Raw genomic sequence first — 19,125 nt, forward strand, 5'->3', positions numbered from 1 at the left:
CCGCACTCGCTTCACAGGGGGTGTCCCTCCCCCGCGCGGCGGCCCTGCATGCCCCGGAGAACTGACCTCCGGGGATTCGCGGCACTCAGACGGTGCGCGCGAACGTCTCTCGCGGCTGGCGGCGGTAGCCGTCGCGCGCGGTGACGACGATCGAGCCGGCGATGGCGGCGACCGAGACGACGCTGAGCAGAACGATGACGCTGATCACGATGGATCCCTTCGGGTGGAACGATGCGGTTGAGTCGAGCGACCGTGCACCGTTGCATCCGTTCGACGTCACAATTCTCTCGCCTCGAACTATTCAGCACAAGCTCACAGTGCTACATCAACGTTGTAGTATTGCTTCATGGATGTGCGACGCCTCGACCTGCTCCGCGAACTCGCCGAACGCGGCAGCGTCACGGCCGTGGCCGAGGCGACCGGCCGCACCCCCTCGGCGGTCTCGCAGCAGCTCAAGGTGCTCGAACGCGAAGCCGGCATGCCGCTCACCGCGCGCAGCGGCCGCGGCGTCGTGCTCACGAGCGCCGGGCACGCACTCGCGCGCAGCGCGGCCGATGTCGCGATCGCGATCGAGCACGCGACCGCCCTGTGGGACGAGTTCCGCAACGACCCCTCGGGCGAGGTCACGCTGATGACGTTCCCGACGATCGGTGCGACCCTGCTGCCCTCGGTGCTCATCGAGCTCTCCGAGGTGGCGGGGCTCGTCGTCCACGCCACCGACCTCGATCCCGAGCTCGCCGAGTTCGGCGACCTCACGGCCGACCACGACATCGTGCTCGCGCACACGATGCCGGGCATGCTGCCGTGGGGCGGCCGCGGCCTCACCGTCGTGCCGCTCCTCACCGAGCCGCTCGACATCGGCCTGCCCGCGGATCACCGGCTCGCCGCCCGCGCCCAGGTCACCCCGGCCGACCTCGTCGACGAGAACTGGCTCGGCGTGCCGCCGGGGTTCCCGTTCGAACGCATCCTGCACGCGATCGAGCAGCAGGCCGGCCGTCGTGCCGTCGTGAGCCAGCGGTTCAGCGACATGCGCATCATGGAGGCGTTCATCGAGGCCGGCCTCGGCATCGCCTTCGTTCCGAGGTACACCTCCGGTGCCGTGCCCGACTCGATCGTGCTGAAGCCGCTTCGCGGTGTCGCGAGCGCCCGGCAGATCGTCGCGCTCGTGCGACCCGACGTCGCCGAGCGGCTCGCGGTGCGCACCGTGCTCGACGTGCTCGTCTCCCAGTCGGCACGGCTCGAGCGACAGCACCTCGAGAACGACCGGTAGCCGCGGGCGCCCGTCGCGGTCGCGACGCGCCACGAGGCATCCGCTCGCCGTTCAGGGCTCGTCGTCGTGCTCGACGTCGTATTCGAGCACGAGGCTTCCCATGGGGGTGGTGTCGCAGCCGGTCAGCGCGAGCGCGCGCGGGCTCTCGAGGTCGCCGAAGAGCCGCTTGCCCGACCCGAGGATCAGCGGGTGCACGAACAGTCGCAGCCCGTCGATCAGCCCGGCCTCGAGCAGCGCGCGCACGAGCACGCCGCTGCCGAGGATCGCGATGGCACCGTCGCCGGCTCGCTTCAGCGCTTCGACGCCGTCGACGAGGTCGCCGCTCAGTGCCCTCGTGTTGTGCCAGCCGAACTCGGTCATGGTGCCCGTCGCGACGTGCTTCTCGGTGGCGTTCATGTGGGCGGCGATCGGGTTGCCGTCGGGGACCGACGGCCAGAAGGCCGCCATCTTCTCGTAGGTCTTCCGCCCGAAGAGGTAGGCGGTCGTGCCCTCGAGCCCGCCTGAGGCGCTGGAGGCATGGATCGCTTCGGCGTAGGGTGCTCCCCATCCGCCGTGCTCGAAGCCGCCCTCGCGGTCTTCGTCGGGCGACCCGAGTCCTTGCATGACTCCATCGACCGAGAGGAATTCGATCGCGATCAGTCTGCGCATCATGTTCTCCTTCCATGACCCATGCTGCGCGGCAGCAGCCGCCGACGGCTTGAAGAAAATCGACCGACGATGAAGAACGACGTGGTGATCGAGACGACCGCACCGGGCCCGGTCCTGGTGCGACATCGCGTGCGCCCCGAGTTCGCCGGACTCGTGGCCGGCATCGTGGGCCATCACGAACGCGTCGACCGTCCCGTCGTACGCCGCCAGGTGGCGGGAACCCTGATTCCGCTGGTGCTGTCGTTCGGACGGCCCCTCGACGTGGTCGACCTCTCGGCCGGCGAGGGCACGGGTCGCCACATGTCGTTCGTCGCCGGCATCATGCCCGGCCACGCGACGACGAAGTTCGAGGCGGAGCAGCACTGCCTGCAGGTCTACCTGACCCCGCTCGGCGTCACCCGACTGCTCGGCCTGCCGGGCCGCGAGCTCGCGGCCCGCGTGGTGGAACTCGCCGACGCGGTCCCGGTCTTCGACGACCGGCTGGTCGAGCAGCTGTGGGCCGCTCGGACCTGGCCGCGCCGATTCGCGCTCATCGACCGCGTGTTGCTCGACCTGCTCAGACGCGGCCGGCCGGTCGAGCCCTTCGTCGGCTGGATGTGGCGGCAGATCGGCCGTTCCGGCGGGCGGGTCAGGATCGGCGACCTGGTCGAGCAGACGGGGTGGAGCCAGCGCCACGTGACCTCGCGCTTCACCGAGCAGGTCGGCATCGGGCCGAAGGCCGCCGCGAGTCTCGTGCGATTCGAGCGCGCTGCGGTCGCCCTCCGGTCGCTGCCCGCCGCCGACGTGGCGGCCCGTCTCGGATTCTCCGACCAGAGCCACTTGGTGCGCGAAGTCCGGAGGTACGCGGGGTGGACCCCGACCGCGCTCGTCGGCAGCGACCCGACGACCGCGCAGGCCGCCATCGGGTGACGGTGACACGGGCGAGATCGCCCGCCTCAACGCACCGGCTCCGGACTTCGGCGTCTGACACCGGTCGGCTGCCCCCGGGTTGGCGATCCGCCACTGCCCGTGCGGCCCGGTCGGGGTGCTCGCGTCAGGAGGTCGCCAACGCCCGCGCGCGCAGCCGACGAGACGAGTAGGCTCCGGCGTCATGGCCGATGACGCGATCCTCCTCGACGTGACCGACGGGCTCGCCCGCGTCACCCTCAACCGCCCCGCCAGGCTCAACGCCGTCGACCCCGGCGCGATCGCGCGCTGGCAGGAGATCGCGCACGAGATCGCGGAGCGCGACGACGTCGGCGCGGTGCTGCTGGATGCCTCGGGCCGGGCGTTCTGCGCGGGCGGCGACGTCGTCGCGATGTCGGAGCTCGCCGCCGCGGGCGGCGACGCCGCGAGCGTGATCACGGGCCTCGCCGACCGCATCCACGACGGCCACCTGACGCTGCGCGAGAGCGCGAAGCCGATCGTCGCGGCCGTGCAGGGGCCGGTCGCCGGCGGCGGGCTCGGCTTCATGCTCGTCGCCGACCTCATCGTCGCGAGCGAGCAGGCGACGTTCGCGAGCCGGTACAGCGACGTCGGGCTGACGCCCGACTGCGGGGTGAGCACGCTGCTGCCCGAGGCGATCGGCACGCGTCGCGCGCTCGAGCTCACCCTCACCCCGCGCACGATCACCGCCGCCGAGGCGCTCGACTGGGGTCTCGTCACCGAGGTCGTCGCGCCCGATGAGGTCGCGCCGCGTGCGCTCGACGTCGCGCGGTCCTGGCTCGACGGGGCGACCGCCGCGTTCGGGCAGGCGAAACGGCTCGTGCGATCGGGGCTCGTCCGCCCGTTCGCCGACGCGCTCGACGACGAGGCGAGCACGATCGGCGCCGCGTTCGCGACGCCCGAGGCGCAGGCACGCATCGCGGCGTTCACCGCACGAAGGGGCTGACATGAAGGATCCGGCCGAGAAGTTCATGCGCATCGCCGAGGAGGTCGCCGACCGCGCACAGGCGGCGGGTCTCACCGTGGTCGCCGCCGAATCGCTCACGAGCGGCGCGCTCTCGAACGCGCTGGGCGCGGGGCACGAGGCATCCGACTGGTTCCGCGGCGGGATCATCGCCTACGCCGAGGGCGTCAAGCGCGAGGTGCTCGGCGTCACCGCCGAATCGGTCGCATCGGCGCAGTGCGCACGTGAACTCGCGACGGGTGCCGCCCTGCTCCTCGACGCCGACGCCGCGATCGCGGTGACGGGAGTGGGCGGCCCCGACCCGGCCGACGGCGAACCGGCGGGGAGCGTCTTCGCGGCGGTCGCCGTGCGCGGCGAGATCCACGACGTGCACTTCCAGTTCGAAGGCGACCCGTCCGAGGTCGTGCACCAGACGGTGGGCGCCGCGCTGCGCCTGCTGCGCGACGCCCTGCCTCCGATCGCCTGAGGCGCGCCCGCGGCTACTCGTGCTGCGGGAAGCCCAGGTTGATCCCGCCGTGGCTCGGGTCGAGCCAGCGGGAGGTGATCGCCTTCTCCTGCGTGAAGAAGTCGAAGCCGCGGGCGCCGTAGGCCTTCGCGTCGCCGAAGAACGAGTCCTTCCAGCCGCCGAACGAGTGGTACGCCACCGGCACGGGGATCGGCACGTTGATGCCGACCATGCCGACCGTCACCTCGCGCTGGAACCGGCGGGCGGCCCCGCCGTCGTTCGTGAAGATCGCGGTGCCGTTGCCGTAGGGCGACGCGTTGATGATCCCGAGCCCCTCCTCGTAGCCCGAGACCCGCACGACCGAGAGCACGGGGCCGAAGATCTCGTCGCGGTACACCGCCGACGATGTCGGCACCCGGTCGACGAGGGTCGGGCCCATCCAGAAGCCGTTCGGGTCGCCGTCGACCTGCGGGTCGCGCCCGTCGACGACGACGCTCGCGCCGTCGGTCGCCGCCACGTCGAGGTAGCCGGCGACCTTGTCGCGGTGCTCGCGGGTGATCAGCGGGCCCATGTCGCAGCCGCGCCGACCGTCGCCGGTCGTGAGCCGCGACATCCGCTCGGCGACCTTCGCCACGAACTCGTCGGCGACCTGCTCGACCGCGAGCACCGCGGAGATCGCCATGCACCGCTCGCCCGCGGAGCCGAAGCCGGCGTTCACCGCGGCGTCGGCCGCGAGGTCGAGGTCGGCGTCGGGCAGCACGAGCATGTGGTTCTTCGCGCCGCCGAGGGCCTGCACCCGCTTGCCGTTCGCGGTGGCCGTCGCGTAGATGTACCGTGCGATCGGCGTCGAGCCGACGAACGAGATCGAGCGCACGGTCGGGTGCTCGAGCAAGGCGTCGACGGCGACCTTGTCGCCGTGCACGACGTTGAGCACGCCGTCGGGCAGCCCCGCCTCCTGCATGAGCCGGGCGAGCCAGACCGCAGCCGACGGGTCCTTCTCGGAGGGCTTCAGCACGACCGTGTTGCCGGTCGCGATCGCGAGCGGGAAGAACCACAGCGGCACCATCGCCGGGAAGTTGAACGGCGAGATGATGCCGACCACGCCGACGGGCTGGCGCAGCGTGTACACGTCGACGCCGGTCGACACGTTCTCGGAGTACTCGCCCTTCGTCGCGAACGGCATCGCGCAGGCGAGCTCGACGACCTCGAGGCCGCGCGAGATCTCGCCCTGCGCGTCGCCGAGCACCTTGCCGTGCTCGCTCGTGAGGATCTCGGCGAGCTCGCCCGACCGCTCGTTCAGCAGTTCGCGGAACCGGAACATCACCTGCTGGCGCTTCGCCATCGAGGTGTCGCGCCAGGCGGGGAAGGCGCCGGCCGCGGCTTCCACCGCGGCATCGACGTCGGATGCCTCGGCGAACGCCACCCGCTTCTGCTCGACGCCGAGCGCGGGGTTGTAGACGGGTCCGGTGCGGGCGGCGTCGCCGCCCGCAGGCGCCCCGCCGATCCAGTGCTGGATGGTGTCGGTCATGATCGTTCTCCTCTCGCCGGTCGAGTGGTGACGAAGGAGCGCATCGAGACCAGCATGCCGGTGTGGCCTCGATACGGCGCTGCGCGCCTCCTCGACCGACCTCCTTCTCCGCTAGTCGGCGACCAGTGCGGTCGCCAGCACGTCGTCGTAGATCGCGGCCGCCTCGGCGACCTCGTCGGCCGTGACGACGCAGGGCGGCACGACGTGGATGCGGTTGTCCTGGATGAATGGCAGCAGCCCGCGCCCGATGAGCGCGGACTTGATGCGGCCCATGGCCGCGGCCGGCAGCGGCTCGCGGGTCTTGCGGTCGGCGACCAGCTCGACGGCCCAGAACACGCCCTCGCCGCGCACCTCGCCGATGACGTCGTGCCGGTCGGCGAGGTCTGCGAGGGCCGGGGCGATCGCCTCGGCGCCGATCTCGCGGGCGTGCTCCACGATGCGCTCCGACGACATGGCGTCGAGGGTTGCGACGATCGACGCCATCGCGAGCGGATGGCCCGAGTAGGTGAGCCCGCCCGGGAACACCCGGTCGTCGAAGGTCGCCGCGATCGGGTCGGAGATCACGACGCCGCCGGCGGGCACGTAGCCCGAGTTCACGCCCTTCGCGAAGGTGATGAGGTCGGGGCGCACGTCGTAGCCGTCGAACGCGAACCAGCGGCCGGTGCGACCGAACCCCGCCATCACCTCGTCGAGGATGAGCAGGATGCCGTGCGCGTCGCACAGCGCACGCACCCCGGCGAGGTAGCCGGGCGGCGGCACGAGGACGCCTGCGGTGCCGGGGATCGTCTCGAGGAGCACCGCCGCGATCGTCTGCGGCCCCTCCGACTCGATCACCCGGGAGAGGTGACGCAGGGCGCGCTCCGACTCCTCTTCGGGCGTCGACGCCCAGAACTCCGAGCGGTACAGGTAGGGACCGAAGAAGTGCACGTGGCCGCGGGCGAACTCGTTCGGCATGCGCCGCCAGTCGCCCGTCGCGACGATCGCCGCACCGGTGTTGCCGTGGTAGGAGCGGTACGTCGAGAGCACCTTGTCGCGGCCGGTGTGCAGGCGTGCCATACGCACCGCGTTCTCGTTCGCGTCGGCGCCGCCGTTCGTGAAGAACACCTTCGAGAAGCCGTCGGGCGCTCGGTCGACGATACGCTTGGCCGCCTCGCCGCGGGCGAGGTTGACGGTCGACGGTGCGATCGTCGTGAGCAGCTCGGCCTGCTCGCGGATGGCGGCGACGACGGCCGGGTGCTCGTGCCCGATGTTGACGTTCACGAGCTGGCTCGAGAAGTCGAGGTACTCGCGTCCGGCGTGGTCCCACACCCGCGAGCCGCGACCGCTCGCGACGACGAGTCCCGGCGGCGCCGCCTGCGCCGACCAGGAGTGGAACACGTGCGCCTGGTCGAGCTCTCGCGCGAGTTCGTCGAGCCCGTCGGTGAGGCTGTCGGTCATGGGGTGCCCTTCGTCGAACGGATCAGCGCTTCGCGGTGACGTGGTCGGCGAGCGCCGGGATGACGGTCTCGCCGTAGACGCGAAGCGTCTCCTCCTTGTTGTCGTGCTGCAGGTAGCCGGCGAACTGGTCGACGCCGAGCGCCTTCAGCTGCTCGAGCTTCTCGATGTGCTCGTCGGCGTTGCCGAGCAGGCAGAAGCGGTCGATGATCTCGTCGGGCACGAAGTCGGTGTGCGTGTTGCCGGCGCGGCCGTGCTCGTTGTAGTCGTAGCCCTTGCGACCGGCGATGTACGACGACAGCGCCTCGGGGACGGCCCCGCCCGCGGCCTCCGACTTCGAGCCGTACTTCTCCACGATGTCGGCGATGTGGTTGCCGACCATCCCGCCGAACCAGCGGCACTGGTCGCGCATGTGCGCGCGGTCGTCGCCGATGTAGAAGGGGGCGGCCACGCAGATCTTCACCGACATGGGGTCGCGGCCCGCGGCCTCGGCGGCCTCGCGCACGTGCCGGATCATCCACGCCGCGATGTCGACGTCGGCCAGCTGCAGGATGAAGCCGTCGCCGACCTCGCCGGCGGCCTTGAGCGCGAGCGGACCGTACGCGGCGACCCACACCTCGAGCTTCGACCCCTCGCTCCACGGGAACTGCAGGGTCGAGCCGTGGTACTCGACCGGCCGCGAGTTCGCGAGTTCGCGGATGACGTGGATCGACTCCCGCAGCTCGGCGATCGTGGTCGGCTTGCCGTTCGTCACGCGCACCGCCGAGTCGCCGCGACCGATCCCGCAGATCGTGCGGTTGCCGTACATCTCGTTGAGCGTGGCGAACACGCTCGCGGTGACCGTCCAGTCGCGGGTGGCGGGGTTCGTCACGAACGGGCCGACCGTGATCTTGCGCGTCTCGGCGAGGATCTGGGAGTGGATCACGTACGGCTCCTGCCAGAGCAGGTGCGAGTCGAACGTCCACACATGGCTGAAGCCGTGGTCCTCCGCGAGCTTGGCGAGCTGGATCGCCCGCGCCGACGGCGGGTTGGTCTGCAGCACTGCGCCGAAGTCCATTTCGTCTCCTTCCATGCCGTGGTCTCGATACGCGCTTCGCGCTCCTCGACCGACGACGTCAGCTCAAGTACTGGCTCAGGCCGCGCTTCAGGAACCGGCCGTCGCCCTTGGCGCCGAGGTACTCGCCGCCGTCGACGACGACCTTGCCCCGCGAGAGCACCGTGTCGACGTGCCCGTCGATCTCGAAGCCCTCCCACGCGGAGTGGTCCATGTTCATGTGGTGCGTGCGTCCCTCGCCGTAGCCGATCGAGGTGCGCCCGTTCGGGTCGTAGACCACGACGTCGGCATCGGCGCCGGGCTGGATGACGCCCTTGCGGCCGTACAGCCCGAACATGCGCGCCGGCGTCGTCGACGTGAGCTCGACCCAGCGTTCGAGGGTGATCTCGCCGGTCACGACGCCCTGGTACATGAGGTCCATGCGGTGCTCGACGCCGCCGATGCCGTTCGGGATCTTGCGGAAGTCGCCGAGCCCGAGCTCTTTCTGGTCTTTCATGCAGAAGGGACAGTGGTCGGTCGAGACCATCTGCAGGTCGTTCGTGCGCAGCGCCTGCCACATCGCCTGCTGGTGCCCCTCTTCTCGCGAGCGCAGCGGGGTCGAGCACACCCACTTGGCGCCTTCGAAGGCACCCCATTGGTCGCTGGATGCGGCGAGCTGGTCTTCGAGCGAGAGGTAGAGGTACTGGGGACAGGTCTCGCCGAACACGTTCTGCCCCTTGTCGCGCGCCCACGCGAGCTGCTCGACCGCCTGCTTCGCCGACACGTGCACCACGTAGAGCGGGGCGCCCGTGAGCTTCGCGAGCATGATCGCGCGGTGGGTCGCCTCCTCCTCCATCTCCCAGGCTCGGGCGATGCCGTGGAAGTACGGGTCGGTCTTGCCCGCTGCGACGAGCTGCTCGGCGAGCACGTCGATCGCCGGCCCGTTCTCGGCGTGCATCATCGTGAGCATGCCGGTGTCGCGCGAGACCTGCATCGCCTTCAGCACCTGGGCGTCGTCGGAGTAGAAGACGCCCGGATAGGCCATGAAGAGCTTGAAGCTCGAGATGCCCTCGTCGGGCAGCGCGCGCATCGCGGCGAGGGCGTCGTCGTCGACGCCGCCGACGATCTGGTGGAAGCCGTAGTCGATCGCGCAGTTGCCCGCGGCCTTCTCGTGCCAGGCGGCGAGGCCGTCTTGCACGCGCTCGCCGTAGCGCTGCACGGCGAAGTCGATGATCGACGTCGTGCCGCCGTGCGCGGCGGCACGCGTTCCCGTCTCGAACGTGTCGCTCGCCTCGGTGCCGCCGAACGGCAGCTGCATGTGCGTGTGCGCGTCGATGCCGCCGGGGATCACGTACTTGCCGGTGGCGTCGATGACGCGATCGGCGCTCGCCGCGACATCCGTGCCGAGCAGTTCGGAACCCGGTTCGAGGAGGGCGACGATGCGCTCGCCGTCGATGAGCACGTCGGCCGCGGCGCGACCGGTCGCGCTGACGACCGTGCCGCCGGTGATGAGGGTCGTGGTCATTGATGCTCCAATCTCCGCCGGTCGAGTAGGCCGGTGGCCGTATCGAGAACCTGCGTGATCTCGATCCGCTTCGCTACTCGATCGACGACTTCACGGCTTCGCGATCTTCGTGTAGGAGTCGGGCCGGCGGTCGCGGTAGAACTGCCAGTCGTCGCGCATCTGCCGCACCATGTCGAGGTCGAGGTCGCGCACGAGCAGCTCCTCGTGCTCGCTCGAGCCGCGCTCGCCGACGAAGTTTCCGCGCGGGTCGATGACCTGGCTCGTGCCGTAGAAGTCGACGGCGAGCTCGCCGTACTCGTTGTCCTCGCGGCCGACGCGGTTCGGCTGCAGCACGAAGTAGCCGTTGGCGACCGCGGCGCACGGGCCCTCGACCTCCCACAGGCGGTTCGAGAGGCCGGGCTTCGTCGCGTTCGGGTTGAACACCATGTGCGCATCGTTCAGGCCGAGCTCGCGCCACCCTTCGGGGAAGTGCCGGTCGTAGCAGATGTACATGCCGACCCGGCCGACCGCGGTGTCGAAGACGGGGTAGCCGAGGTTGCCGGGGCGGAAGTAGAACTTCTCCCAGAACCGGTCGAGGTGCGGCAGGTGGTGCTTGCGGTACTTGCCGAGGATCTCGCCGTCGGCGTCGACCAGCACCGAGGTGTTGTAGTAGACCCCGGTCTCGGCCTCTTCGTAGATCGGCAGCACCATGACGGTGCCGAGTTCCTTCGCGACCGCGGCGAAGCGCTGCACGATCGGCCCGTCGGCCGCCTCGGCGAAGCGGTAGTACTTCTGATCCTGCGTGATGCCGAAGTACGGGCCGTAGAACAGCTCTTGGAAGCAGACGACCTGCGCGCCCTGCGCTGCGGCGTCTCGGGCGAACTGCTCGTGCTTGTCGAGCATCGATGCCTTGTCGCCGGTCCAGGTCGTCTGGGTGATGGCCGCTCGGACGGTGGTCATGCTGCCTCCTGCCGCACTTCGAGGTGCTCTCGTGGCTCATGGTGCCTGTCGACCCATACTCTCGCCGGGGCGCGGATGGGGCAATGGGCTGCTCGGATGAGCACGCGAGGGAGGGTCGGGTCAGGCCACCTCTCGCTGCGGCTGCGACTGCTGCAGCGGCTCGAGGTGCTCGGGCACGAGCTGGATGCCGCCGGTGCTGTTCGCCGAACGCATGAGCTGCTCGAGCCACTCGCGGTTGAGCTCGGGCGCCTCCGGCTCGTCGAAGACGAAGCGCAGCGGGATCGCGGGGTGCAGCCAGAGAGTGCTCCGACCCTCGGGGTGGTCCTCGGGATGCGCCCACGACAGCGTGAAGCTCTCGTTGCGGCGCAGCTTCGCGATGATCGCGACCTTGAGGTGCGCGAGCGCGCGGTCCTCGATGCGGGTGCTCAAGCCGCTGCCGTAGTAGATGGTGCCCATGCGATCGAGCGTAGGAGCGCGGTCGCCCCCGGGGCGCTGCGGAAGCAGCCGGTATGCGAACGACTCGCTGCAGATGACGAACGACGTCAGGAACGCGCGCGGCGGAGCTGCTCGCTCGGCGTGCAGCCGTACTGCTCGCGGTAGTAGCGCGCGAAGCGCGACGAGTGCCCGAACCCCCAGCGCCGGGCGACGACCGCGACCGCCTCGACGCCGAGGACGAGCTCGTCGTGGGCGCCGGCGAGGCGCACGCGTCGCAGGTACTGCATCGGCGACTCGCCCGTCGACCGCAGGAACGCGTACTGCAGCCCGCGCGTCGAGATGTGCACGGCTTCGGCGACCTCGTCGACCGTGATCGGCTCGCGCGCATGCTGGTCGATGTAGGTCATCGCACGGCGCACGGTGGCGTCGGCCGGGCCGCGCTGCGGCGACCGCTCGATCGTGTCGAGGTAGGTCGTCGGGATCGCGGCGAGCGTGATCCGCAGCGCGTGGGCGGCGAGCTCGGCCGCGATGAGCGGCTCGTCGTGCCCGCCGTCGTCGACGAGCGAACGACGGACGTGGTCGAACGCGCTGAGCCAGGCGCGTCCGGCGGCCGCCGATCTCGGCTGCGGGTCGAGCACCCGCAGCCGCAGCGCGTCGTCGCCGCTCATGCGCCGCGCCAGGCGCTCGGCGCCGGCGAGGTCGAAGATGAACGCCCGCACCTGCGCCTCGCCCCGCCAGCTCGCCTCCACCGGCCTGCGGCTGCAGGCCCACGGCATCGCCGCGTCGAACGCGGTGCGTGCGGTGCCCACGCCGCCGCCGGGGGTCGTCAACTGGCAGACGAAGAGCTGGTCGGCGGCGTCGACCACGGAGTCCACGTCGGCGTCGAGCCGGTACTCGACGACCGAGAAGCCGTCGAGCGAGGCCGAATCCCACTCGAACCGGAATCGTGCGGGCTCGACCCGCTTGATGCGCGCGCTCGGGGCGAACTGCTGCCAGATCGGCTCGACCACGCCGACGTCTCCGGATCGGAGCCTCATCACCTCGCCCATCGGACCATCCTGCCTCGTTTTCGAGAGGCCGCGGCCGATGGGACGATGTCAGGGTGAAGATCACCGTGCTGGCCGGCGGCGTCGGCGGTTCCCGTTTCGTGCTCGGGCTGCGAGAGGCCGTGCGGCGTCGTGCCGACGCGCAGGCGGGTGCGGCGGTCGGCGAGTGGCCCGGCGGCGCCTCCCCCGACGAGATCACCGTCGTCGTGAACACCGGCGACGACGTGTGGCTCGCGGGCGTGCGGCTCATGCCCGACTTCGACTCGCTGCTCTACGCCCTCGCCGGCGTCAACGACACCGAACGCGGCTGGGGTCGCGCCGGCGAGACCGAACGCGTCGCCGCGGAGCTGCGCGAGTGGGGCGTCGGCTGGCCGTGGTTCACCCTCGGCGACCTCGACCTCGGCACGCACCTCGCCCGCACCGCGTGGCTGCGCGAGGGCCTCACCCCGTCGCAGGTCGGCGACCGCCTGCAGCGGCGCTGGCCGCTCGGGGCGCGACTCGTCCCCGCGACCGACACCGAGGTCGACACCTGGGTCACGGTGGATGCCGCCGCACTGGGCGATTCGGTCGCCGGGGCGCCGGCCGACGCACCGCCGCCTGACGGCGCGCCGACGAGGGCGGCGATGCACTTCCAGGAGTGGTGGACCAGGCACCGCGCCGCCGTCCCCGCGCTCGCCTTCACGCAGCGGAACCTCGCCTCGGCTCGGCCGGCCCCCGGCGTCGTCGAGGCGATCGAGGGCGCCGACGTGGTGCTCGTCGCCCCGTCGAACCCCGTCGTGTCGATCGGCACGATCGTCGCGGTGCCCGGCATCCGCGAGGCACTCGCCGCGACATCCGCACCGGTCGTCGGCGTCTCGCCGATCATCGGCGGCCGCGTCGTGCGCGGCATGGCCGATGCGTGCCTGCCGGTCATCGGCGTCGAGACGAGCGCGGAGGCGGTCGGCCGGCACTACGGCGCGCGATCCGGTGGCGGCATCATCGACGGCTGGCTCGTCGACGAGACGGATGCCTCGGCGCTGGGCCCGCTCGCCGAGGCCGGGCTGGTCGCGGCCGCGGTGCCGCTGTGGATGCGCGACGTCGACACCTCGGCGGCGCTCGCCGAGGCCGCGCTCGAGCTCGCGGGCGCCCTGCCGACCGTCGAGTAGCGCGTGGGCGAGCGGTCGGGCGACCCGGTCGACCCGGTCGACCGACCGGATGTGCTCGACGGCAGGCAGTCGTGCGATGGCAGGGTGTCGGTCGGCCGCGGGAGGATTGGGCGATGATCGCAGTCGTGGCGCTCGCGCTCGGTGCGGCGCTCGCCTACGGCGTCGCCGACTTCCTCGGCGGCGTCGCGGCGCGGCGCGCGACCGTGTTCGCGTCGACGACGGTCAACTACGCGGTCGCCGCGCTCGTGCTCGTCGTCGTGGTGTCGGCGACCGGTGGGGTCTGGTCGCTGCCGGCGGTGACGAGCGGGCTCATCGCCGGGGTGCTCGCGCTCATCGGCTTCCTCGCGTTCTTCGCGGCACTGGCCGCCGGGCCGATCTCGCTCGTGACGCCCGTCATCGCCCTGCTGAGCTCGGCGGTGCCGGTCGCGGCAGCACTCATCATCGGCGATCCGCTCGGTCCGCTGGTCTGGGTGGCCGTCGTCGCCGCCGTCGTCGGCTCGGTGCTGATCGGCATGGAGCATCGACTGAGCGTCAGCGGCCTCAGCACCCGCACGGTCGTGTTCACGCTCGCGGCCGGCCTCGGCTTCGGCTTCGCGACGGTCGCCCTCGACCGGGTGCCCGACGACTCGGGGCTCGTCCCGGTGCTGCTCGACTCGGTCACGGGCGCGGTCGTGCTGCTCGCCGTCGCACTGCTCGCGCCGGTGAGCGCACCGATCCGCCGCCTGCTCGCGCTGCTCGACCCGCCCGCCGCGTCGCTCGAGTCCGCAGCTCCTGCTCGAGAATCCGACCGCTCCCCCGCCCGCACCGAGGATGGCGACGAATCTCCTGCAGAGGCCGGGACGCACGGTCTGGCCTCGACCGCGATGCTGTCCGCGGCAGCGGCCGGCCTGCTCACGGGCATCGCGAACGTGCTGCTCATGCTCGGGCTGCACGCGGGCAACGTCGCCGTCGTCGCCGTGCTCACGAACCTCTACCCGCTCGCGACGATGGCGCTCGCCTGGATCGTGCTGCGCGAGCACCTCTCACGCGTGCAGCTCGTCGGCGCGCTGCTCGCACTCGCGGCCTCGGTGCTGCTCGGCGTCGCCTGAGCCCTGTCAAGCCCGTTGCCCGACGGACCGCCTGCTGCGAGCGTGGTCGCGTACCCCGACGAGCGACCCTGGAGGGCGACATGACCTCGATGAACGATCCCGAGACCACCGCCGACACCGAGGCCCGGCGCGCGGGCGACCAGCGGGCGGAGCGCCTGGCCCGCGACGTCGAGGACCGCGAGCGCGCCTCCGACGAGCGAGGAACGACCGACGACGCCGAGCCGATGACCGACTCGACCGACGGCGGGCTCGACGGCGGCGACCCCGGCGTGGAGGAGTGAACCGACCGGCCTACGGAATGTAGTCGACGACCCCCTGCGGCGCCACGCCGGCACGATACCGCTCGACGAGCTCGCGCCATCCCTGCTCGGGAGTGAACTCGTGAGCATGCACCGCCTCGGTGAAGTGCCACAGCAGGTAGGGGTGGGCGCCGAGCGCGTAGAGCGCCGCGTAGTCGCGGGCGGCGAAGGCCGCGCGCTCCGCCTCGGTCAGCACGCGGTCGTCGGTCGCGCCCTCCGCGCCGGCGCCGGCGCCGAGCCATCCCTCGACGTAGGCCGCCGGATCGGCGGCGTAGGCCGCCACGCGCGCGTCGCTCAGTTCGACGTACCGCATGAACTTGTCGACCATGTACTTCGTCATCAGCGGCTCCCCCACAGGAAGAACGGGCTCGACGCGAAGCGCGACTCGGCGACGTCGACGAAGTCGGCGGGGCGGCCCATCGCCGCGAGCGCGGTGATCGCGTTGAGGTACTGGTAGGTCATGCATCCGGCCTCGGTGATGCGCTCGAAGTCGCTGCACACCCGGATCGCCCCGTCGAGGTCGCCGTCGCGCATCCACGCGGCGGCCGCCTCGTCGAAGGCGGGGTCGGGCGAGCCCGCGAACGTGCGCGGACCGCCGACGTCGTTCGCCATGTGCCCCGAGGTGAGGATCGCGACGCGCGCGTCCGACTCCCACGACGAGATCGCCCGGCTCAGGTGCTCGCCGAGCGCGATGAAGCGTCGCACGCTCGGCACCGGCGGCATCGAGGCGTTCGTGTGGATCGGCACGACCGGCAGGTCGAGCTCGGGCCTGACGTACTGCAGCGGGATGACGAAGCTGTGGTCGAGCCGCCACTCGAGGCTCACCGCGAAGTCGATCGCCTCGGGCAGCACGGTGCGTCCCGAGATCTCGTCGGCGAGCTCCCGGTGGCCTGAGACCTCCACGGCGTCCATGCCGAACGTGCGCACCTCGTTCTCCCACGTGCCGTGGTACGAGTCGGCCTTGCCGACGACGAACGCCGGCGACGTGTCGTAGAAGAACTGCCGCAGGTGGTCGGTGCCGATGACGACGACGACGTCGACGTCGTGCTCGGCGAACGCGCGCCGGAAGCGCGCGAAGTTCGCCGCGACCCCCGCGAGGTCGTCGGGCATCGGGTCGCGCATCGCGCGCCAGAGCAGCGGGTTGTGCGGCGTCGCCGCCGCGAGCACGAGTTCGGCCATGTCTCGCCTCTCAGATTCCGAACAGCTTGCGGGCGTTGTCGAGCAGGATCTTCCGCCGCGACTCGGGCTTGAACGGCAGGTCGTCGAACTCGGTCAACCACCGGTCGACGGTCATCACCGGCCAGTCCGAGCCGAACAGCACCCGGTCGGTGATGAGCGAGTCGGCGTAGCGCACGACCTCGGGCGGCAGGTACTTCGGCGCCCAGCCCGAGAGGTCGAGGTAGACGTTCGACTTGTGCCACACCATCGCGAGGTTCTCGAGGTGCCACGGCCAGGCCGGGTGGGCGCTGATGACCTTGAGCTCGGGGAACTCCGCCGCGACGTCGTCGAGGTACGGGATCGGGCGCGCGTTCTCGAGCCGGTACCCGCCCCCGCCGGGTGTGCCGGCGCCCGCCCCGGGGAAGCCCGAGTGGAACATCACCACGAGCCCGAGCTCGGCGCACGCCTCCCAGATCGGGAAGAAGCGGCGGTCGTTCGGCAGGAACTTCTGCCGCGAGGCGTTGAGCTCGCCCACGCCCTTGATGCCGTACTCGCCATGCATGCGACGGATCTCGGCGATCGCGGCCTCGCCCTTCCATGGGTCGATGCCCGCGAACGCGATGAACGCGTCGGGGTGGTCGACCTGCGCCCTGCCGAGCAGGTCGTTCGGCGCGCCCGGGATGCCCGAGGTCGTCTCCGAGTCGGAGTTCACGATGACCGCCATCATCCTGCGGTCGCGGTACTGGTCGGCCTGCTCGGCGAACGAGACGACCGGGCGCTCGCGCCCGAAGTGCTTCGCCATCTGCTGGTGGCGCTTGCCCATGGCGGCGAGGAACTCCTCGGTCTGCGGGTGGGTGTGCACGTCGATCGCGACGAGCTCGTCGGTGCGGGTCATGCGCGGGTCCCTTCTGCGACGGCGACGTCGTCGATGATCATGGACGCCTCGCCGAGCAGTCGCCCGTCATGCTCGCCGAGCCTCGGGGCGGCGCGCAGCGCCGGGCGACCGCTGCGGTGGAACCGGGTGCTCGGCACCGGCACCCGCAGCGGCCCCTCGTGCCCGGCGATCTCCTCGACGAGGCCCATCGACGCGATCTGCGGGTCGTCGAAGAGATCGGCGACGGTGTTGAGCGGCCCATGGGGGATGTCGTGCTCGACCAGGCGATCGAGCCAGTACTGCCGAGGCATCCGCGCCGTGATCTTCTTGAGCTCGACGTCGAGATCGTCGTAGTTGCGCACGCGAGCCTCGCGCGTCGCGAAACGCGGGTCCTCGGCGAGCTCGGGGTGCTCGAGCACGTCGACGAGGCCGGTCCAGAACTTCTCGGGCACCGACATGTGGATCACGAACGCCCGGCCGTCGGAGCCGCGGCACGCGTAGGCCTGCGCCCGCCGCGGGCGAGAGTCGGGCCCCGCGACCTGGCCGGTCTCGAGGTAGGTCGACGCCGCCTCGGTGAGGAAGTCGATGAGCGAGCCGACCATCGACACCTCGATGTGCTCGCCCTCACCGCTCGCGTTGCGGGCGTGCAGCGCCGCGAGCACCGCCTGGGCGGCCTGCATGCCCGAGAGCAGGTCGGAGAACGCCGGCCCCATCGGCCGCAGGATGTGCTCGGGCACCACCTGGCTGTACATGCCCCCGACCGCCGAGATCACGGTGTCGTAGGCGGGGCGCTTCGCGTACGGGCCCTCGGCCCCGAAGCCCGTGATCGAGCAGCTGACGAGGCGCGGGTTGCGCGCGCGCAGGACGTCGGGCCCGAAGCCGAGCCGCTCGGCGACCCCGGGGCGGAAGTTCTCGATGAGCACGTCGGCGTCACCCGCGAGCCGCAGCAGCTCGGCGAGTCCGCGCTCGCCCTTGAGGTCGAGCACGACCGCGCGCTTGCCGCGGTTGTAGGCGGCGAACTGCGGGCTCATGGCGCCGTGGCCCTCCCAGCGGCGCATCGGGTCGCCGTCGGGCGACTCGACCTTGATCACGTCGGCGCCGAGGTCGGCGAGCAGCTTCGCCGCGTACGGGCCCGAGATGTACTGGCCGAGCTCGACCACGCGGATGCCGGCGAGCGGGCCCGCCGCTCGAGGAGGCGACGAGGGAGCCGACTCGAAACCCTCACGTTCAGCTGACATCGATGATCACCTTTCCTGGCGGCGAGTCGGAGAAGTCGCGGTAGGCCCCGCGCACGTCGCCGAGGTCGTAGCGTGCGCCGATCGCGGGAGTCACCGCACCCGCGGCCACGAGGTCGAGCGCACGGCGCACCTGGGCGTAGTCGGCGCTCGCGACGCCGATGAGTCGCTTGCGCCTGAGGTAGAAGTCGCGGGAGTCGAGCTCGATGCCCGGGTCGACCGAGGCGGCGCAGAACACCGCTCGCCCCGCCCACGAGAGCGCCGCGACGCCCGCACCGAGCGTCGGCCCGTGGCCGCTGACGTCGATGACGACGTCGAAGCCGCCGGGCTGTTCTGCGGCGAGCGCGGCGCGCAGTCGGGCGGTCCCGTCGGCGCGGATCGTGCGCACGCCGGGCGGTGCCTCGTCGAGCGAGCCTCGCGAGGCTGCGACGACGTCGGCGCCGAGGTGCGCGGCGAGCGCGGTCGCAGCCCTGCCGAGCGTGCCGCCCGCGCCCGTGACGAGCACGCGCTCGCCCTCGGCGACCCCCGCCGTCTCGATGGCGTTGAGCACGATCGGCACGCTGTGCACGGCCGCCGTCGCGACAGCGGACGGCAGCGCGCCGCGCGGGAACGCGTTGCGCGCCGGCACGGCGACGAGGTCGGCGGCTCCGCCGTCGCGATGCACGCCGACGACGACCTGCGCGGGGCAGTCGGCCTCGCGCCCCCGCGCGCAGGCCGGGCACCCGCCGCAGGCGATGTTGGGTTTCACGACGACGGCCTCGCCGAGGCGGGCCGGGTCGACGCCGTCGCCGACTGCGACGATCTCGCCGGCTGGGTCGATGCCGAGCACGCGGGGCAGCTTCGCCGCGACACCGGGGCCGACGCCCGCGATGACGTTGAGGTCGAGCTGGTTGACGCCCACGGTCTCGACGCGCACGAGCACCTCGCCGGCCGCGAGTCCCGGCGCCCCGCGCTCGGCGACGGCGAGACCGTCGAGGCCGTGGGCCGAGAGCACCGCTGCGCGCACCGTCGCCTCCTCGTCGAGCGCTCGAGGGCCGTTCAGCCCATTTCTGGATACGGTATCCAAACTGGCCACCGCCGTCCAGCGATCGACAGGATCGGCATCGATCCATGCTCGCCGAAGCAGGCTCCGAAG

21 protein-coding genes are annotated in these 19,125 nt (G+C 71.5%); 7 read left to right on the forward strand and 14 right to left on the reverse strand.

What is annotated here, in order from left to right; translation table 11 throughout:
* Positions 1-85: 85 nt before the first annotated feature.
* On the reverse strand, positions 86-208 hold the full coding sequence (locus tag ACFWGP_RS08920) for a hypothetical protein (RefSeq protein WP_255679833.1): 123 nt from the start codon (positions 206-208) through the stop codon (positions 86-88).
* 138 nt (positions 209-346) lie between these two features.
* On the opposite strand from ACFWGP_RS08920, the gene ACFWGP_RS08925 reads away from it, so the two are divergent.
* Complete coding sequence (locus tag ACFWGP_RS08925) at positions 347-1,270, forward strand: LysR family transcriptional regulator (RefSeq protein ID WP_376930698.1); 924 nt, start codon at positions 347-349, stop codon at positions 1,268-1,270.
* Between the two features lie 51 nt (positions 1,271-1,321).
* On the opposite strand, the gene ACFWGP_RS08930 is transcribed toward ACFWGP_RS08925, so the two are convergent.
* The gene (locus ACFWGP_RS08930; RefSeq protein ID WP_376930699.1) at positions 1,322-1,918 is read right to left on the reverse strand and encodes a dihydrofolate reductase family protein; all 597 of its coding nucleotides are present in this window, start codon (positions 1,916-1,918) and stop codon (positions 1,322-1,324) included.
* 69 nt (positions 1,919-1,987) lie between these two features.
* Here ACFWGP_RS08930 and ACFWGP_RS08935 point away from each other — a divergent pair, with 69 nt between their 5' ends.
* The 3 genes from ACFWGP_RS08935 to ACFWGP_RS08945 all read left to right on the forward strand — a co-directional run bounded on the left by ACFWGP_RS08935 (position 1,988) and on the right by ACFWGP_RS08945 (position 4,272).
* Entirely contained in the window at positions 1,988-2,827 is an 840-nt protein-coding gene (locus tag ACFWGP_RS08935) for a helix-turn-helix transcriptional regulator (RefSeq protein ID WP_376930700.1), read from the forward strand.
* Positions 2,828-3,008: 181 nt separating this feature from the next.
* Positions 3,009-3,788: an enoyl-CoA hydratase/isomerase family protein gene (locus tag ACFWGP_RS08940; protein ID WP_376930701.1), complete on the forward strand. Its 780-nt coding sequence runs from the start codon at positions 3,009-3,011 to the stop codon at positions 3,786-3,788.
* Position 3,789: 1 nt separating this feature from the next.
* Positions 3,790-4,272, forward strand: coding sequence for a CinA family protein (locus tag ACFWGP_RS08945; protein ID WP_376930702.1), 483 nt, complete (start codon positions 3,790-3,792; stop codon positions 4,270-4,272).
* A 13-nt stretch (positions 4,273-4,285) separates the two neighbouring features.
* On the opposite strand, the gene ACFWGP_RS08950 is transcribed toward ACFWGP_RS08945, so the two are convergent.
* The 7 genes from ACFWGP_RS08950 to ACFWGP_RS08980 form a co-directional block, all read right to left on the reverse strand.
* Positions 4,286-5,779, reverse strand: a complete 1,494-nt coding sequence (locus ACFWGP_RS08950; RefSeq protein WP_376930703.1) for a CoA-acylating methylmalonate-semialdehyde dehydrogenase — start codon at positions 5,777-5,779, stop codon at positions 4,286-4,288.
* 111 nt (positions 5,780-5,890) lie between these two features.
* Positions 5,891-7,216 carry an aspartate aminotransferase family protein gene (locus ACFWGP_RS08955; protein ID WP_376930704.1) on the reverse strand — a complete coding sequence of 442 codons (1,326 nt, stop codon included), beginning with the start codon at positions 7,214-7,216 and terminating at the stop codon, positions 5,891-5,893.
* Between the two features lie 22 nt (positions 7,217-7,238).
* Entirely contained in the window at positions 7,239-8,270 is a 1,032-nt protein-coding gene (locus tag ACFWGP_RS08960; protein WP_231429594.1) for a TIGR03842 family LLM class F420-dependent oxidoreductase, read from the reverse strand.
* A gap of 58 nt (positions 8,271-8,328) precedes the next feature.
* A complete protein-coding gene (hydA, locus tag ACFWGP_RS08965; protein WP_376930705.1) occupies positions 8,329-9,771 on the reverse strand; it encodes a dihydropyrimidinase in 1,443 nt (480 codons plus the stop codon).
* A 90-nt stretch (positions 9,772-9,861) separates the two neighbouring features.
* Positions 9,862-10,710 carry a nitrilase-related carbon-nitrogen hydrolase gene (locus ACFWGP_RS08970; protein ID WP_275505171.1) on the reverse strand — a complete coding sequence of 283 codons (849 nt, stop codon included), beginning with the start codon at positions 10,708-10,710 and terminating at the stop codon, positions 9,862-9,864.
* A 120-nt stretch (positions 10,711-10,830) separates the two neighbouring features.
* A complete protein-coding gene (locus ACFWGP_RS08975; RefSeq protein ID WP_231429591.1) occupies positions 10,831-11,166 on the reverse strand; it encodes a hypothetical protein in 336 nt (111 codons plus the stop codon).
* A gap of 86 nt (positions 11,167-11,252) precedes the next feature.
* Positions 11,253-12,194, reverse strand: coding sequence for a helix-turn-helix transcriptional regulator (locus tag ACFWGP_RS08980; protein WP_376930706.1), 942 nt, complete (start codon positions 12,192-12,194; stop codon positions 11,253-11,255).
* A 53-nt stretch (positions 12,195-12,247) separates the two neighbouring features.
* Between ACFWGP_RS08980 and ACFWGP_RS08985 the strand changes: the two genes are divergently transcribed.
* From ACFWGP_RS08985 to ACFWGP_RS08995, 3 genes are all read left to right on the forward strand, one after another.
* Positions 12,248-13,336: a 2-phospho-L-lactate transferase CofD family protein gene (locus tag ACFWGP_RS08985; protein ID WP_376930707.1), complete on the forward strand. Its 1,089-nt coding sequence runs from the start codon at positions 12,248-12,250 to the stop codon at positions 13,334-13,336.
* Between the two features lie 113 nt (positions 13,337-13,449).
* Entirely contained in the window at positions 13,450-14,424 is a 975-nt protein-coding gene (locus ACFWGP_RS08990; RefSeq protein ID WP_376930708.1) for an EamA family transporter, read from the forward strand.
* 80 nt (positions 14,425-14,504) lie between these two features.
* Entirely contained in the window at positions 14,505-14,705 is a 201-nt protein-coding gene (locus tag ACFWGP_RS08995) for a hypothetical protein (RefSeq protein WP_231429587.1), read from the forward strand.
* A 10-nt stretch (positions 14,706-14,715) separates the two neighbouring features.
* Here ACFWGP_RS08995 and ACFWGP_RS09000 read toward each other — a convergent pair whose 3' ends face one another.
* The 5 genes from ACFWGP_RS09000 to ACFWGP_RS09020 are packed head-to-tail and all read right to left on the reverse strand — an operon-like array spanning position 14,716 to position 18,996.
* Positions 14,716-15,063 carry a hypothetical protein gene (locus ACFWGP_RS09000; RefSeq protein WP_275505168.1) on the reverse strand — a complete coding sequence of 116 codons (348 nt, stop codon included), beginning with the start codon at positions 15,061-15,063 and terminating at the stop codon, positions 14,716-14,718.
* Positions 15,063-15,902 (reverse strand): hypothetical protein, encoded by an 840-nt coding sequence (locus tag ACFWGP_RS09005; RefSeq protein ID WP_231429585.1) that lies wholly within the window; start codon positions 15,900-15,902, stop codon positions 15,063-15,065. Before ACFWGP_RS09005 ends, ACFWGP_RS09000 begins: the two co-directional genes overlap by 1 nt.
* A gap of 10 nt (positions 15,903-15,912) precedes the next feature.
* On the reverse strand, positions 15,913-16,776 hold the full coding sequence (locus tag ACFWGP_RS09010; protein WP_231429584.1) for an amidohydrolase family protein: 864 nt from the start codon (positions 16,774-16,776) through the stop codon (positions 15,913-15,915).
* Positions 16,773-17,993, reverse strand: coding sequence for a CaiB/BaiF CoA transferase family protein (locus ACFWGP_RS09015; protein ID WP_376930709.1), 1,221 nt, complete (start codon positions 17,991-17,993; stop codon positions 16,773-16,775). The genes ACFWGP_RS09010 and ACFWGP_RS09015 overlap by 4 nt, the downstream gene beginning before the upstream one ends.
* Positions 17,983-18,996, reverse strand: coding sequence for an alcohol dehydrogenase catalytic domain-containing protein (locus ACFWGP_RS09020; RefSeq protein WP_376930710.1), 1,014 nt, complete (start codon positions 18,994-18,996; stop codon positions 17,983-17,985). Before ACFWGP_RS09020 ends, ACFWGP_RS09015 begins: the two co-directional genes overlap by 11 nt.
* Between the last annotated feature and the right edge of the window lie 129 nt (positions 18,997-19,125).

This window comes from Agromyces sp. NPDC127015 (assembly GCF_042725165.1).
GTDB classification, from domain to species: Bacteria; Actinomycetota; Actinomycetes; order Actinomycetales; family Microbacteriaceae; genus Agromyces; species Agromyces chromiiresistens.

Excerpts from the sequence above, each read along its gene's own strand:
- ACFWGP_RS08970 (WP_275505171.1), bottom strand. The coding sequence starts at position 10,710 with ATGACCACCGTCCGAGCGGCCATCACCCAGACGACCTGGACCGGCGAC.
- ACFWGP_RS08990 (WP_376930708.1), top strand. The coding sequence starts at position 13,450 with ATGATCGCAGTCGTGGCGCTCGCGCTCGGTGCGGCGCTCGCCTACGGC.
- ACFWGP_RS08945 (WP_376930702.1), top strand. The coding sequence starts at position 3,790 with ATGAAGGATCCGGCCGAGAAGTTCATGCGCATCGCCGAGGAGGTCGCC.
- ACFWGP_RS08955 (WP_376930704.1), bottom strand. The coding sequence starts at position 7,216 with ATGACCGACAGCCTCACCGACGGGCTCGACGAACTCGCGCGAGAGCTC.
- ACFWGP_RS09000 (WP_275505168.1), bottom strand. The coding sequence starts at position 15,063 with ATGACGAAGTACATGGTCGACAAGTTCATGCGGTACGTCGAACTGAGC.
- ACFWGP_RS08925 (WP_376930698.1), top strand. The coding sequence starts at position 347 with ATGGATGTGCGACGCCTCGACCTGCTCCGCGAACTCGCCGAACGCGGC.
- hydA (WP_376930705.1), bottom strand. The coding sequence starts at position 9,771 with ATGACCACGACCCTCATCACCGGCGGCACGGTCGTCAGCGCGACCGGT.
- ACFWGP_RS08995 (WP_231429587.1), top strand. The coding sequence starts at position 14,505 with ATGACCTCGATGAACGATCCCGAGACCACCGCCGACACCGAGGCCCGG.
- ACFWGP_RS08950 (WP_376930703.1), bottom strand. The coding sequence starts at position 5,779 with ATGACCGACACCATCCAGCACTGGATCGGCGGGGCGCCTGCGGGCGGC.
- ACFWGP_RS09015 (WP_376930709.1), bottom strand. The coding sequence starts at position 17,993 with ATGTCAGCTGAACGTGAGGGTTTCGAGTCGGCTCCCTCGTCGCCTCCT.
- ACFWGP_RS08960 (WP_231429594.1), bottom strand. The coding sequence starts at position 8,270 with ATGGACTTCGGCGCAGTGCTGCAGACCAACCCGCCGTCGGCGCGGGCG.
- ACFWGP_RS08935 (WP_376930700.1), top strand. The coding sequence starts at position 1,988 with ATGAAGAACGACGTGGTGATCGAGACGACCGCACCGGGCCCGGTCCTG.
- ACFWGP_RS08975 (WP_231429591.1), bottom strand. The coding sequence starts at position 11,166 with ATGGGCACCATCTACTACGGCAGCGGCTTGAGCACCCGCATCGAGGAC.
- ACFWGP_RS09005 (WP_231429585.1), bottom strand. The coding sequence starts at position 15,902 with ATGGCCGAACTCGTGCTCGCGGCGGCGACGCCGCACAACCCGCTGCTC.
- ACFWGP_RS08930 (WP_376930699.1), bottom strand. The coding sequence starts at position 1,918 with ATGCGCAGACTGATCGCGATCGAATTCCTCTCGGTCGATGGAGTCATG.
- ACFWGP_RS08940 (WP_376930701.1), top strand. The coding sequence starts at position 3,009 with ATGGCCGATGACGCGATCCTCCTCGACGTGACCGACGGGCTCGCCCGC.
- ACFWGP_RS08980 (WP_376930706.1), bottom strand. The coding sequence starts at position 12,194 with ATGGGCGAGGTGATGAGGCTCCGATCCGGAGACGTCGGCGTGGTCGAG.
- ACFWGP_RS09010 (WP_231429584.1), bottom strand. The coding sequence starts at position 16,776 with ATGACCCGCACCGACGAGCTCGTCGCGATCGACGTGCACACCCACCCG.